The organism is Citrobacter sp. RHB20-C16 (assembly GCF_013890155.1).
GTDB lineage: Bacteria > Pseudomonadota > Gammaproteobacteria > Enterobacterales > Enterobacteriaceae > Citrobacter_A > Citrobacter_A amalonaticus.
Genome location: NZ_CP057630.1, coordinates 4,125,085 through 4,138,837 on the forward strand (window position 1 = coordinate 4,125,085; position 13,753 = coordinate 4,138,837).

Sequence of the window (13,753 nt, forward strand, 5' to 3'; positions counted from 1 at the left end):
CAATTTCTTATTTTAGGATTTTTAAACGCGAAAATAAAATGCACCGGTCGTTATCGGCAGGTGCATTATAAAATCAATAATCAAGGAGGTAATAAAAAAGATGTTGTTTAACGTACAGCATTTTTACGGCTTCGGCGCAATAAACCAGTTGCCTGTCGCGCCCGCAGAATATCGACTGCCCGCAGATATGGGGAGTGTTCTTGCCAGTTGAATCCCTTGCGATCAATACGAACCAGCCCGTACTTTTCCACCAGAAAATTAACGGCATCGGCCAAAGATATACCGGCATCGATATGTTCCTGAATTACCGTTTCATCACTGAATGGTGTGTCGTTGAGTGTCAGGCCATAATGTTGTTCCAGCAGGCGTGCAAGCAGCATTTGCCACACTGCCACAGACGACTGACATAGCGTCACCGCCTGCGGAGTTGTTGCAGGTAGAGTTTTCATATTTGCTCTTGTGGGGTTAGTTAACGTTGAGTGGGGTAAACGGCGATGTATACGTAGCCGTAACTGCCAAGGGTATCGGCTTCGCAGGTGAAACCATTGTGGTACAGGGTGACACAGTGGGCATGCCGAGGATTCACTTCACCAGTAGTCAACATCGACTCCATCTGGCTGATAAAATGTGGGAATACTTCATCCAACTTCAAAGATTCTGCGTTACTGAATTCACCGGTAATGCTGGCCCGGTCAACCAGATAGTGCAGCCGGTTTCCCTCCTGTACCAGACGAGCGCCAAAGCAAGGCGTCACATTACGATTCAGCCCCCACTGGAGAAATGAATCGTTCTCTGAGCCAGTAGATTTCATTGAAGTACCCTCATATCCAGCCTCGCTCTGCAAACGACACTATGCCATCTGAACCGACAACTAGATGATCGAGTATGTTCACATCAACTAGTGCTAGGGCTTCTTTAAGCCTGCCCGTAATGTTGCGATCGCACTGGCTGGGCTCCGGATCACCGGATGGATGGTTATGCGCCAGCACGACAGCTGCAGCATTGAAGCGAAGCGCTGACTTCACTATCTCTCGAGGATGGACCTGGACATGGTTAATCGAACCAGAAAATAGCGTTTCACTCTCCAGTAAACGATGCTGATTATCGAGATAAAGCACCATAAACACTTCCCGTTCTTGTCCTGCCAGCTGTAACCGAAGCCAGTCACGGGCAGCAGTACTTGAGGTAAAGGATATGCCGGGCTGGCGCAGATATTTTTCCAGCAAGTTGATAGCGCGGCGAATGGTCCGTTGGGCATAGGGGGTTAATACGGAAGTCGCGGGGAGTAAGCAACCATGTGGGGCCATAGTCGTCAGCGGAAAGAGCTCGGGCTGCGATAACACCGGGAATAATGCAGTACTCATGCTCGGGTTTCCTCAGTCGATTAGATGCATAATGGCGTTGCACTCTGGATGGTTCAACGCGAAGTCTCGTAAGCGATAATAGTGTTCAGCCATGGCATCGCATTCGGTGCGACAGGCGTGATGGCTGTATTCAATCAGGCAGACAGCGATACCTGCGGCTTCCACACTCATTTCCGCATCATTGCCGTTCATGCTGTTGAACAGATGCCATTTATCACCATCGTCAGCATCAGGGGCCATAAACGCGCTGCCATTGCTGAGCGTATAAAAGGACCAGATACCACCGCTGTACTCATCACAAAAGCGTTCCATCCAGGCGAAAATACGGGGTTCCAGCGTTATCCATTGCGGGATAGCGCCAAAGTACAGCGGCCAGAAATCGAGGCGCTGTTCGTCAGGTACTGGTGTTACAGTGAGGTCAAATTGAGGTTCATTAGCGGACATCAATTCGCATTGCGTTTGTGTCGTCATGGATATTCTCCGTCAATAAAAACGCCAGCAACGATGGCTGGCGTATGGGAAATAAAGGACATACAGGAATGATGAATGGGGGTGGTCAGGAGGAGGATGCTCTGAGGATGCCTGACTTGCGGATATAACGGTTAAGCCCTTCACCGGCATCCGGTTCAAAGCACCACGCCCGCCAGATCATTCGACCTTCAGAGTCGCGAACCACCAAGCGGAAGTGACTGCGCTGGTCATCTTCAATAGCGATGTTTTGATACCGGCGAGTAACAGCTTCAGCCTGCTGTCGGGTGAACGGTCCCGGTGGCAACATGTGAGATTCAGGCATTCGGTGTACCTTAAAAGCAAAACCCCTGTTGCAAAAGCGACAGGGGACTGAAAGAGAGGAAGGAAAAATAGGGTATGTTTCGTGTCGTAACAATAAAACTACTGCTTAGCTGCCTGTTTTGCTTTTTCCCAGGATGGTCGGTTTGGGCCAGTGAACTCTTTCACATCTGACCAATACCCAATCGGATATTGTATTACCGTTTCGTTGCCAACGCCGATGTCAACAGACAGATATTGACCACCTTTAATGGAGCCTTTGCGCACCCAGGCATTTGGACTACAGGTTCCGGTATCACGTTGTTGCCAGGATCTGGCATCCTTATCGATGATGTAAAAGTCACCTAATGCGCACCCACTGACAGACTTGTGATTTAACACAGCGGCCACATGCTTGGTATTACCGACAATCACACAGCTATTCTGTTTACCGCCACACATGCTCCACAAGGTATCACCGTTACCCCCGGTAAATTCCCAGATGGTTTTTGCTGGTGGTGCGTCATTGGACGTGGTAGTGGCGGCTGGAGTGTGTGATGGTTCCGATGTTTCTTTTACTAATGCACGTAAAACTTTCAATTCACCATCACTTGGGGTGTTAACCCACTGCCCATCTTTACCGTTGCTGTAGAAGCCCACGAAGTTATGGAGGTCAGGCTGGTACAAGAATGTCAGATTGTGGTTACCACAGTTACCGTCTTCACACATAAAACCTTTCAGGTAGACTTTACCGTCAATTTTTACTGGCTCCATCGGACCCGCTGGACCATTCATCTCGTCGAGCATCGCCGGTAAACCATTCTGATTCATGGTCTCATCAAACGACTTTTTGTACGCTGGGTCGGTTTTGTACAGGTCGAAAGAATATGGGCAGGTATTGTTTTCTGACTGACAGTTCTTGGCTTCTACCGCCGTTTTGGCGGTTGCCTGGGCTGCAGTCGGGGCCATCAGTGCCACAGACAATGCCAACCAACTCCATTTCACATTTGCAGAGAGAGATTTTCTTTTCATTATAAGACTCCTTATAAAGCCCCTGATGCGTCAGGGACTGTGGGCGTATGCTGGCATATGGCGCTCTGAAGTAGCACCGAAGCTAGTGGGGTGGCGGAGACCGGTTGCCACTCCGTCATTCCCTGTCGCCAAGCCTGAGTGGCGGCCGTCAGTTCACCGTGAACAATCAGGCCGGTGATGTCATCTTCGGTCACATTGTCGTGACGTACGCCTTTTATCTCGTAATGCCAGGTCATTGTTTTTCCTTGTTAACAGAGGTCATTAAACCAAAGCTCATCCCGATCCCCCGTTATCGGCAGCCTGTGACAAAACTTCACGGATACAGCAGAAGTGAGGAAGTGCCCGGATAAAGCCAGCCTGTGTGGTTAAATGGTTGAGACGTTTTCGCGGGGTAAAAGTGGTGTTCAGAACTGTCACCGCATGGATAGTCGCCAGAGGGTGCACGGTGATATGCCCGTTAAGTTCACCGGTGAGATACCAGCAGCCGTCGAGTGATATCAGGCGGTATGGGGCCAGCCCGTCACAGCGTTCTCCCTCGGCTAGCAGTAGTACCCGCTGGTAGGCGGTAATGGCACTGACGAGACGGTAGAACACCAGTGAGATGGCCGGTGACACAGACTGTGGCGGCTGCCATACCAGACACGGCATCCCTCCTGCAGTGAGCAGCATGCCCGCCAGACGCCGGTCCAGCCCCGGAAAAATATCGGTCAGTCCGGCCCGGTGCGCGAAGGTCAGCGCATCGAGCTCGCCCTGTACGCCCCCACCGGTGCTGCGCAGGCGACATTGCCCCCGTCGATACTCCAGGTCGAGGTACATAAGCCGTTCGCGAAAATCCCGTCGCAGGGTACGGACTGACACACCAAACTCTGCAGCCAGTCGCGCCATGTTCAGCGTTTCACCGGCAACCAGGCGGCTGATTATCAGTGACAGCCTGACAGCCAGCCGGTCATGACGGCGCTCTGCCTGTGTCATCTCGAATCTCCGTAATAATTAACTGACTGAATATGAAATGATTCTAAAGAGGGGGGCGGACAGGGTATGGACATGGAATGAACTATTTTTTATCTGCCTCCAGAAGCAGGCCCGACGCGGAACACCGTGAAATGCGGTGATAAAACACTCAATCCAGTGAGGGGGAAACGGACAGGGAGTGTCCTTTGTTAACATAGCGATAACAAGCTCAGGACTGAAACCCACCCAGCATCGCTTCAGCCATCACCCAGAGAGCCCGGTTGAGCTTCACATCTCCGTCGATACCACGCACGGCGCGGGTATGTGTTCGCCCGCCTTTTGCACTCCGGCCACTGAGCCCACCCTTAATCAGGTTCTCCTGAATACGCTGGTATGTGGTCCACAGATCATTGCTCTCATCCTGCCAGCGGCGTGGGGAGAGTATCTGAGGTGCTGTCACCGGCTGGTGGTCCTCACCAAAACGGTACGTCAGTGCAGCCTGTGCCAGAGCCTGTTGTGCAGGTGGCAGTAGCATCAGCGACTGCATGGCGTCCCGCTTCTCTTCCACACGGTCAAAAATTCCCAGCACTTCATACGCTCCCTCAATCACCTGACTCACGACATCTCCTTTGTGCGGTACCCGCACCTCGCCAAACGACTCACCGCAGACGAGTCCGTTCTGGCATACCGCACGGAATAATCCCGGCAGCATCTGATACGAGCTGGAGCCGTCGTGAGAATTAAGCAGAATAATTTCCGGGACCTGTTTGCCGGTAATTTGCCCCTTCCTACGCAGGCGCAACATGTGCTTTGTATGCTCGCGGCGACCTGGGTCACGCACTCTGGTCTGGCAGGCAAAGAAGGGTTGAAAGCCTTCGCGCTGCAGGCTGTCCAGCAGGGATATGGTAGGTATGTAGGTGTATTTTTCACTACGTGACTCGTGTTTGTCTTCACTGAACACACTGGGTGCCACGCGATACAGCTCTTCACGGGTTAACGGACGGTCACGACGAATAAAGTTTGCTGCGCCAAAGCGCGAAGCCAGACGGGTCATAAACAGACTCCTCATGATGGAAAATAAAGACAAAAAGCCCTGCAGCTCAATTGCAGCAGGGCTCAGGAAACTGCGGGTTAGAAGGGTTAATGTTCAGAAGAAGAAATTCCAGACTGCACGAGCGACTGAAATCACGATGTCGCGTACAGACTGGATGACTGTCCGAACCGGGGCCGGTATCAGGGGCATGGAACTTACTGTGTCCAGTACCGAGCCGACCGTTTCACCAAAATCGTCACGGGCTTTTTTATTAACGGCATCGGTACGAAGTGGAGAACTAAGTTGTACAGCCACCGGACTGCTGGCCTCACGCGGCAGACAACGAATCATCCGTTCAGCCATTTTTCGCACCCCCCACTTTAGTCGGACCGACACCGCACACACAGGATTTATAGGCTGAAATAGCTCATGCAGAAGGCAGGCTTTGCGCCTAATGTTTTGTTTCTGCTCTTTAGACAATTTATCACTATTGCTGGCGGGCTCGACCTTATCTGACTGACTGATAACAAACAGCACCTTATGTCGATATGCTTCACCAATTACCTTACGATAAAAATGTTCATCTACAGCCAGTGCCCGATCATCGGCTTTAACCAGCCACAGCACTAAGTCGAGCCGGGGGAGCTGCTGGCGGTACAGTTCGGCATATTCCGCATCACGGGCACAATTTTCACCAACCCCCGGCAGGTCCACCAGCGTCATAAAACGTTCACCTGCTTGCAGACGAAAACATAATGGTTCACGGGTACAAGCTGTCACGTTACTAACCGGCGATACCTCAGCGGCAAAGAGAGCATTACACAGCGACGATTTCCCTGCTCCGGTTTTACCCATAATACCGATGACCGGTTCGTAGTGAATAAGCCTACAAAGATGGTCAAGAATGTGACTGCGGACGGTTACCGGGAGTGACAACAGAGGTTTCTCAATGGCCTGAAGGCCGTCAAATTTATTCATACAGAGACTCAGCGTAAAAAACAAAAGCCCCCGAGCCATTATGGATTCGGGGGATTCACGGAGATAATATCTGTCTGAAATTATTTGGAATGTGGGTTAACGACCACATAATCCTTCGAGTTGTAAGTCCTGCCGAGAGACTGGCATGTGCCAAGAGCGGACCTTAGCGCTAACTTGCATTGCTTACACCAAGTAAAAAGGTCGATAGAGGGCCATGGTTTTTCAATCCTATGCTTGCCTGTGCCAACGTTAGTAGTTATAACTTGATTTTCGATCTCAAAGATAGGTACTTTTTGGTGACTTATCGGCGTTAATAAAATCCCTATCTACTGAGTGGCCCACTAAATTGGCTCGATTTTTTTCATCTTCTTAAAGGAATAACAATGAAGCTTTCAGTAGATCTAAAGAACTGTTATGGAATTAGTGAATTAGTTCATGATTTTGATTTTAATATAACAAAAAGTTATGCCATCTATGCACCAAATGGTTTCATGAAAACATCGTTCTCTAAAACCTTTGACGATTTGGCTAACGGTAGAGAAACAAAGGACGTAATTTTCCCAAATAGAGAATCAGGAAGAAGTATTAAAGATGAAGCAGGTAACGATATTACTGCTGATGCTGTATTTGTTGTTGAACCATACAATGCAGATTTTTCATCTACAAAGTCATCACTTCTTCTTGTTAATAGTATAGTTAAACAAAAATATGATGATGCGCTTAAGAATATTGCAGATAAACAGTCCGCTTTGTTTGCTAAACTTAAGCAGTTATCAGGACTGACAGGGAGAGCAGTTACACCTGAAACTGAAATTCTAAAATGCTTCGGCAAGAAAACTTTTGCTGAATTTATGGAGTCATTAGAGGAAAAAATACAAACTGCGACTCCATCACAACTTTCCACGGTGGTTTATGCGGAGATTTTCAATGATAAAACTGTTGGTTTCTTAGAATCAGGAACAATCAAAGAACAGCTTGAAGAGTATATTCAAAAATATAATGACCTGGTTTCAAAATCAGATGTATTAAGTAAACAGTTCAATCATTACTGTGCGTCTACAGTCAATAAGCAGCTAAAAGACAATGGTTTTTTTGAAGCTAAACATACAGTAAATTTACGAACAAAAGATGGGGTAAAAGAGATCTCTTCTGCAGAAGAACTTTCACAAAAGATTGAAGATGAAAGAAATAAGATACTAACTGATAAGGATCTTTCTTCAAAGTTTGATGCTATAGATAAGAAAATTCAAAATATTGAACTGAGAAAATTTAGGGATTATATCTTTGACAATCAACATATACTTCCTTATTTGAAAAATTTCAAACAACTTCAAAAAGACCTATGGATTTCTTATCTAATTGATCAAAAAGAACTTTACACTGAGTTCTTGGAGGTCTATAGAACAAATAAAGCCACTATTATTGAAGCTATTGAGCAGGCAAAGAGTGAGAGAACAGAATGGGAGGCAGTTGTTGAAACGTTCAACAAGAGGTTTACTGTCCCTTTCAAGATGATCATATCAAACCAAGATGATGTAATACTAAAAGGATCACAGCCTTCAATTTCATTTAAATTTTATGACTGCGATGGAGAAGGAGATATCCAGAGAGATTCTCTACTGAAAGTACTTAGTCAAGGGGAAAAAAGAGCACTTTATATACTTAATATATTGTTCGAAATTGAGACAAGAAGAAAACAGGGAGTAAATACAATATTGGTAATTGATGATATTGCAGACTCATTCGATTATAAAAATAAGTACGCAATCATTGAATATCTGAAAGACATTTCTGCCACAGGTAAATTCCTTTGCCTTTTCTTATCTCATAATTTTGATTTTTATAGAACTATCAGTGGGCGACTTGGGTTAAAACGCAATTGTAAGCTACATGCAGCAAAAGTCGGAAGAAAGCTAACACTGATTCAAGAGAAATATCAGAAAAATCCATTCAATCACTGGAAAGATAATCTGTCAACGAATGTTTTTTGTATCTCTGCAATTCCATTTGTTAGGAACTTAGCCGAATACTGTGGTTTGGAGAACGAATATATCAAGCTTACATCATTGCTTCATATAAAGGCGGATACTGATACTATGACACTTGATGTACTCTGTGATATATATAAGAAAATCCTTGCGGATAAGCAGCATATAGTTCTGCGTCCAGAGACGAAATTAGTAATCGATTTAATAAATGAGGAGGCCGAGTTAGTATTCAATGCACTGGATGAGACTGTTGAGCTTGAAGGAAAAATAACTCTTTCAATAGCTATTAGATTATTTGCTGAACGTCATATGATCAGAACCATTAATGATGAATCATTCGTAAATTCAATTACAGAAAACCAGACAATCAGGCTTCTTCAGGAATATAAGAGATTGGCTCTTGGTTGTACACAAGACATCGCAGTTCTTGAGCAGGTAAACCTAATGACACCAGAAAACATCCATCTGAATTCATTTATGTATGAACCAATTCTAGATTTAGGAATTTCTCACTTGAAAACCCTGTATTCGCATGTGAAACAGCTCCCATAAATTATCCTTATATACAACACGGTGGTCGCTACGAAAAAAAATGCAGCCTTTTTAGTAAGACCACCATTCCGTTTTTTATGGTTCTAACTTCCGCTCCTCGCTCACAGCGGACCTTCAGCTTCGTTAACACGTCCGCTCCGTGCAAGGAGCGGACCTGGCCCCCTTATTAGCTTGTAATTATTTAGTATGAGAACTCCATAATAGTCACACTATGATATTATTTTTGATTCATGCCTTGTTTATAATCAATTAAAAAGCATGGACAACAAAAACCTTTGACACCTTTATTAGAATCACTTTAATTTTATTTTCTCAAAGACCAGGTGAGGACCATTTTCAATTATATAAAGAATTGACTGAATGATATTATTCTTTAACTCTATTATTTCTTTTACGTCAATTCCAAACTTCGCAAGGTACATTGCAGAGGCAAAAGCGTGATAATCTAAAGCAGTAAGAGCCATATATAGAGAAAAGTTGTATTGTTCAATCCATTGAGCTTCTTCCATCCCATTTACATTTGCTGTAATTCTGGACATTATTCTATTTAGAGAGTCCTCTGCATCATTATGTGCCTGAGAACATAAGGCAGCATAAATGGTTCTATACTCTACTTCTTGCCCTATTTCTTTGAAACGATCAAAGATACTTGGCCATTTTAGATCAACCTCATCGAAATCAATATTGTTTAACGCAAGTGATGTTTTTAGTGCATATTCATACTGATCTAGAATCCGATCTTTATCAGCAATCCTCTGCAAGTGGTCAGCTTTAGCTTCATCAGAATATGAAGAGTCTTCTATACTACGTTTCCAATTTTGATTTTGTTTGCGCTCAGTTTCTAAGTGATTTTTGAAATATGATATTTGCTTGGCCATTGAATCACCAAGACTTATATAGTGTAAATTAACACTTCCCTCTATTGCTGTTCTGCACAAGGCTTCACATGAAGGAATCTGACCAATTAAAAAGACACCGAACACTCCACAACAATACTCATAATTCCTTCTGTACATATCATGCATTGATGACCAATAAACTTCTTCCACAAGTTTAGCTTCGTTGTCTCTACAACAATACTCAATGATTTCATTCAGTTTTTCGAGATAATATAACCCGTCATGTAAAGGTTCATTTAACTCGATGTCCTCTGAAATGGCTCTTTTCCTTATAAATTCCTTGACAAGATCATGCATTGCTTACTCCACCATATCGATAAATTTTAGTGATTCATATAGCATACTTTGGCTAAAGTACTTTTTTCAGAAATTGCTATTATTTCATTTTTTGTGGCAAAACTCACCAAATAAAAATGCTTATTAAGCAATCAATTTAATCATGTCAGATAATTTAGATATACTCATATCGTTGATCATATTGATTTTCATAAAAATGAAAGGATCTGATTATACTGGCCGAAATAGCCTAAAATTGACCAGAAACCTTATATTTTATTGCCGTTTCTGGTATTGCAAGAACCAGTTTTAGATCTTCGCAGTTTTCCGTTAAGTGCCAGGAGCGGACTTTTAGTGGTCCTGAAAAGTTGTAATATCGTGGTCGAATTGTAAGCATTTCAGTAAAACTGAACAATCCACTTTTAGAGCAAAATCGACATACTAATTATGTTCCCTAAGGAGTTTTTTATATTGATTATTGTAAGGTCGCTCACATTTTTCCGCCTAAAAAACTTACTATCAATAACATAGCTTCAAAATACTCCTAACTTGCGCTATATTAAAATATTGTTAACCTATAGGATTTTTAAGATGAGTAGAATTACGTGGGAAAATCCAACAATTAAATTTAACGATGATATTTTTTTGTCTGTTGACTGTCATATTTGTGAAAGAATAACTAATCATAAGAGATTGGTCGAAGTAAAGTTAAGTTCCACTCAGCATGAAGATGACCAGTATGATAACTCAGTCACATGTTATAAAAATCTGAAAATTTTACAATGTCAAGGCTGCATGGAGCCTTCGTTAAAAATTGAGGAATATGATTCGGAAAATATTGATTTCTATACTAACGAACCAGAAATTTCTGTCGACTATTATCCTAAGCGTCAGCAATTACTTCAGTTTGAACATACTTACCGGTTACCTACAGCATTAAGAGATATGTATATTGAAACTATCAGCGCAATAAATAGTGAATGTTTAACAATTGCTGGTATAGGCATTAGAGGGTTAATTGAAATTATTTGCAAAGAAGAGGGGATTAAAGGTCGTAATCTTGAAGATAAAATAAACAATCTTTTTACTGAAGGAAAAATTAGCGGGGATAGCAAAGTAATATTACATTCACTCAGAATCCTTTATAACAAATCTGCACATGAATCCTTTAAACCATCTAGAGAACAATTAAATTTATCATTGGACATTATAGAGTTACTCATGAAACAGATCTATGTTCATTCACATGAAGCTAAGAAGTTCTTACAAAATAAATCTCAAGCAGTTTAAGTGGAGATCGTATCGCTTTAGTCTATAACTTGAGGTTGAATCAGTGAGGTAGCCGAAGGCATGCCAGAACTGATAAACTGTGCAGAAGGCTAAGCATTCATTCAGTCCTGAGATAGTAGCTAAATCATGCAAAGAATTGTTCCTGATAAAAATTGGTGGGAAAAAGAGCGTAAAAATCGTAATGCATCATCAATATGCCCATACGCTAGTTCACACAGATGTCCTCGATACTATGAGAGTGTAGTTTTGCTCTCACGCAGCAATATGATAGCTGGTATGGCAACTGAAAAAGAAAAGGAACTGGGCGAATTTTGGAAAAGAACCAATTTCTCATCTTTATGTGATGAAGAAGTCCCCGCAGTTACTACAAACGAATTTGGCGGCCTTTCATCAGTTAGTAATTTCTGCCCAGAAATATCATTCAAATATTTGCACTACTATGCTGATTACATGCATAAATATGTTGATGAAATAGATCAAGATACAGGCAGGCGTATTGCGGAAAAAGATAATTTGGAAAATGATTGGAAATATACATGGATGTCAGTCAATCCTAAATTTTATTTAGATTGCGATGTTTTTGAAAGTGTCAAAAATTTCAATGAAAATTTTGGTAATGATTACTTAAAGAGATTGCACCCAAATATCGTTCAGCAAATAGATAGAATGAATAATTGTTTGGATACTAATGATCCGGCAGGTACACTGCACGCAGCCTCTAATATTTTAGAAACTATGGCTAAGGAAATCACTCAAAACCCGAATGTGTCAAATGAACCATTGGGTGGCTTTTTTAAACAGTTCGAAAAAATGTCAAAATTACCTCAGAATCTTATTGATGCAATTAAAGATATTTATGTTTTACGCAACAAGTTACCTACTGCTGGACACGGAAGCTTGAACAAGCCTGAATTGACTATGGTAGAAGCTATAATTATTGCGGCAATGACAAAGGCAATTTTAGAAATTGAATATCGAAGCAAAGCTATCTAACAAAACAAATTATGTGGTTCAAATTTCCGCTACACTTCTGTGTTACTGACCCCAGCGTCTTCTCATCGCTCATAAGGGACAACCATACTCAAATCTCCCACATTGCAGGAGATTTGAGTATGAACACGTCACCGTTGAACAAAGACCGTATCATCGGCTAAAAAAGACCACTTCAGATATCTCATATCTGGGGGATCCGAATCCGGCTCGAACTGGAAGGTAAAACGCGCGATTTAGCTCTGTTCAATATGGCCCTGGACAGTAAGCTTCGAGGCTGTGATCTGGTCAAACTCAAAGTATCTAATGTTGCATATGGTAGCTCTGTTTCAAGCAGAGCAACGGTGTTGCAACAGAAAACCGGTGGCCCTGTGCAATTTGAGATAACCAAAGGGACAAGAGAAGCTGTTGCTGCATTGATACAGCTTAGCAATTTGCGCAGTAAAGACTTCTTATTTCGGTCTAGGGTCGGAACTAACCAGCACATTTCAACCCGGCAATACAACCGAATCTTTCATGGGTGGGTAGAAAAGCTTGGTCTCGAAGATTCACTTTACAGCACACATTCCATGAGAAGAACAAAACCTTACCTGATCTACAAGAAAACCAAGAATCTCCGGGTGATCCAACTTCTGTTGGGTCATAAGAAACTGGAAAGCACAGTCCGTTATCTGGGCATTGAAGTCGATGATGCGTTAGAGATCTCTGAATCGATTGAAGTCTAAGGTTGTCAGGGCTGCAACAGCAGCCCTGTGCCAGAAGCGGATGTTGATTGCACAGTGTTACGTTACTCAATAAAGGGGGGTTTTTTCGTAATCTTTTTAACAAGCATATCTAATCAATTGAATTTTCGGACAAAAAGAGTGAAAATTATAGGGTGGTCTTATGAGTACTATTTGTTCTAATGAGTGCAACATTATTACAGTGAGGAAATAATATTGAATAACGGAATGTTACGTAGATATACAAGTATCCCATCGTTACTATGCATATTGACTAATAAACAGCTTACATTGCTTGATCCAGCGACCTGGGATGATAAAAATGATTCACATTACCTGAGCGTATATACACAAAAGAAAAAATTGAAACGGACTTTAGCTTTGTGTTTGTCAGAAAAAAATGAAACCTATCATCACTGGCGTGTTTTCACTCATACGGATAATGGTGTCTGTATTGTATTCGATAGAGATAAGCTAGAAAGCCATCTAAAAAAGAATAAAAATATCATGCATGGACCTGTCAACTACATGCAACTTTCAAAAATGAGGGGAGGGACTGCTACTGTAGATGATATGCCATTTTTAAAAAGATATGCATTTTCTGATGAGTCTGAATATAGGATTATTTATCCATCTTCGACTGATATTGCATTTAAACACTTGGATATACCTTTAACAGCCATAAGGAAAATATCTGTTAACCCATGGGCTCCAGATGCATTTTTTAATATTATTAGAGAAACCATTAAAAATATTAATGGCTGTGAAGACATTAAGGTCGGAAAGTCTTCACTAATTGATAATAAAGAATGGCGTAGGATTGGCGATAGTATCATCTAACAAATGTAAGATATGATCTAACACGAATACCCATTGTTTATGACAATGAAAAAGTTTAACGATCTTCCGC

Annotated in this window: 15 protein-coding genes and 1 pseudogene; 5 read left to right on the forward strand and 11 right to left on the reverse strand. The window is 42.6% G+C overall.

What is annotated here, in order from left to right; genetic code table 11:
- Positions 1–107: 107 nt before the first annotated feature.
- From HVX64_RS19765 to HVX64_RS19810, 10 genes and pseudogenes are all read right to left on the reverse strand, one after another.
- Positions 108–449 (reverse strand): TA system toxin CbtA family protein, encoded by a 342-nt coding sequence (locus HVX64_RS19765; protein WP_181825121.1) that lies wholly within the window; start codon positions 447–449, stop codon positions 108–110.
- Positions 450–469: 20 nt separating this feature from the next.
- Positions 470–811 (reverse strand): type IV toxin-antitoxin system YeeU family antitoxin, encoded by a 342-nt coding sequence (locus HVX64_RS19770; RefSeq protein WP_181825122.1) that lies wholly within the window; start codon positions 809–811, stop codon positions 470–472.
- A gap of 10 nt (positions 812–821) precedes the next feature.
- A complete protein-coding gene (gene radC / locus HVX64_RS19775; RefSeq protein WP_181825123.1) occupies positions 822–1,364 on the reverse strand; it encodes a DNA repair protein RadC in 543 nt (180 codons plus the stop codon).
- A 12-nt stretch (positions 1,365–1,376) separates the two neighbouring features.
- On the reverse strand, positions 1,377–1,835 hold the full coding sequence (locus HVX64_RS19780) for an antirestriction protein (RefSeq protein ID WP_181825124.1): 459 nt from the start codon (positions 1,833–1,835) through the stop codon (positions 1,377–1,379).
- Between the two features lie 85 nt (positions 1,836–1,920).
- Positions 1,921–2,157 carry a DUF905 domain-containing protein gene (locus HVX64_RS19785; RefSeq protein ID WP_181825125.1) on the reverse strand — a complete coding sequence of 79 codons (237 nt, stop codon included), beginning with the start codon at positions 2,155–2,157 and terminating at the stop codon, positions 1,921–1,923.
- Positions 2,158–2,255: 98 nt separating this feature from the next.
- Positions 2,256–3,164, reverse strand: a complete 909-nt coding sequence (locus tag HVX64_RS19790) for an Ivy family c-type lysozyme inhibitor (RefSeq protein ID WP_181825126.1) — start codon at positions 3,162–3,164, stop codon at positions 2,256–2,258.
- Positions 3,165–3,226: 62 nt separating this feature from the next.
- Positions 3,227–3,400 (reverse strand): annotated as a pseudogene (locus tag HVX64_RS19795) (DUF4339 domain-containing protein); the annotation flags it as partial.
- Between the two features lie 37 nt (positions 3,401–3,437).
- The gene (locus tag HVX64_RS19800) at positions 3,438–4,136 is read right to left on the reverse strand and encodes a DeoR family transcriptional regulator (protein ID WP_181825128.1); all 699 of its coding nucleotides are present in this window, start codon (positions 4,134–4,136) and stop codon (positions 3,438–3,440) included.
- 208 nt (positions 4,137–4,344) lie between these two features.
- Positions 4,345–5,169: a DUF932 domain-containing protein gene (locus HVX64_RS19805; protein WP_181825129.1), complete on the reverse strand. Its 825-nt coding sequence runs from the start codon at positions 5,167–5,169 to the stop codon at positions 4,345–4,347.
- Positions 5,170–5,262: 93 nt separating this feature from the next.
- On the reverse strand, positions 5,263–6,126 hold the full coding sequence (locus tag HVX64_RS19810; RefSeq protein ID WP_181825130.1) for a GTPase family protein: 864 nt from the start codon (positions 6,124–6,126) through the stop codon (positions 5,263–5,265).
- A 383-nt stretch (positions 6,127–6,509) separates the two neighbouring features.
- On the opposite strand from HVX64_RS19810, the gene HVX64_RS19815 reads away from it, so the two are divergent.
- Complete coding sequence (locus HVX64_RS19815; protein ID WP_181825131.1) at positions 6,510–8,666, forward strand: hypothetical protein; 2,157 nt, start codon at positions 6,510–6,512, stop codon at positions 8,664–8,666.
- 293 nt (positions 8,667–8,959) lie between these two features.
- Here HVX64_RS19815 and HVX64_RS19820 read toward each other — a convergent pair whose 3' ends face one another.
- The gene (locus HVX64_RS19820; protein WP_181825132.1) at positions 8,960–9,862 is read right to left on the reverse strand and encodes a DUF5677 domain-containing protein; all 903 of its coding nucleotides are present in this window, start codon (positions 9,860–9,862) and stop codon (positions 8,960–8,962) included.
- A gap of 570 nt (positions 9,863–10,432) precedes the next feature.
- On the opposite strand from HVX64_RS19820, the gene HVX64_RS19825 reads away from it, so the two are divergent.
- The 4 genes from HVX64_RS19825 to HVX64_RS19840 all read left to right on the forward strand — a co-directional run bounded on the left by HVX64_RS19825 (position 10,433) and on the right by HVX64_RS19840 (position 13,683).
- A complete protein-coding gene (locus tag HVX64_RS19825) occupies positions 10,433–11,131 on the forward strand; it encodes a DUF4145 domain-containing protein (RefSeq protein ID WP_099144055.1) in 699 nt (232 codons plus the stop codon).
- 126 nt (positions 11,132–11,257) lie between these two features.
- Entirely contained in the window at positions 11,258–12,124 is an 867-nt protein-coding gene (locus tag HVX64_RS24185) for a hypothetical protein (protein ID WP_249418886.1), read from the forward strand.
- A gap of 176 nt (positions 12,125–12,300) precedes the next feature.
- A complete protein-coding gene (locus tag HVX64_RS19835; RefSeq protein WP_249418906.1) occupies positions 12,301–12,846 on the forward strand; it encodes a tyrosine-type recombinase/integrase in 546 nt (181 codons plus the stop codon).
- 213 nt (positions 12,847–13,059) lie between these two features.
- The gene (locus HVX64_RS19840; protein WP_181825133.1) at positions 13,060–13,683 is read left to right on the forward strand and encodes a DUF2971 domain-containing protein; all 624 of its coding nucleotides are present in this window, start codon (positions 13,060–13,062) and stop codon (positions 13,681–13,683) included.
- The last annotated feature ends 70 nt before the right edge of the window (positions 13,684–13,753 follow it).

Coding starts and splice junctions, on each gene's coding strand:
- HVX64_RS19765 (WP_181825121.1), bottom strand. CDS start 449: ATGAAAACTCTACCTGCAACAACTCCGCAGGCGGTGACGCTATGTCAG.
- HVX64_RS19770 (WP_181825122.1), bottom strand. CDS start 811: ATGAAATCTACTGGCTCAGAGAACGATTCATTTCTCCAGTGGGGGCTG.
- radC (WP_181825123.1), bottom strand. CDS start 1,364: ATGAGTACTGCATTATTCCCGGTGTTATCGCAGCCCGAGCTCTTTCCG.
- HVX64_RS19780 (WP_181825124.1), bottom strand. CDS start 1,835: ATGACGACACAAACGCAATGCGAATTGATGTCCGCTAATGAACCTCAA.
- HVX64_RS19785 (WP_181825125.1), bottom strand. CDS start 2,157: ATGCCTGAATCTCACATGTTGCCACCGGGACCGTTCACCCGACAGCAG.
- HVX64_RS19790 (WP_181825126.1), bottom strand. CDS start 3,164: ATGAAAAGAAAATCTCTCTCTGCAAATGTGAAATGGAGTTGGTTGGCA.
- HVX64_RS19800 (WP_181825128.1), bottom strand. CDS start 4,136: ATGACACAGGCAGAGCGCCGTCATGACCGGCTGGCTGTCAGGCTGTCA.
- HVX64_RS19805 (WP_181825129.1), bottom strand. CDS start 5,169: ATGACCCGTCTGGCTTCGCGCTTTGGCGCAGCAAACTTTATTCGTCGT.
- HVX64_RS19810 (WP_181825130.1), bottom strand. CDS start 6,126: ATGAATAAATTTGACGGCCTTCAGGCCATTGAGAAACCTCTGTTGTCA.
- HVX64_RS19815 (WP_181825131.1), top strand. CDS start 6,510: ATGAAGCTTTCAGTAGATCTAAAGAACTGTTATGGAATTAGTGAATTA.
- HVX64_RS19820 (WP_181825132.1), bottom strand. CDS start 9,862: ATGCATGATCTTGTCAAGGAATTTATAAGGAAAAGAGCCATTTCAGAG.
- HVX64_RS19825 (WP_099144055.1), top strand. CDS start 10,433: ATGAGTAGAATTACGTGGGAAAATCCAACAATTAAATTTAACGATGAT.
- HVX64_RS24185 (WP_249418886.1), top strand. CDS start 11,258: ATGCAAAGAATTGTTCCTGATAAAAATTGGTGGGAAAAAGAGCGTAAA.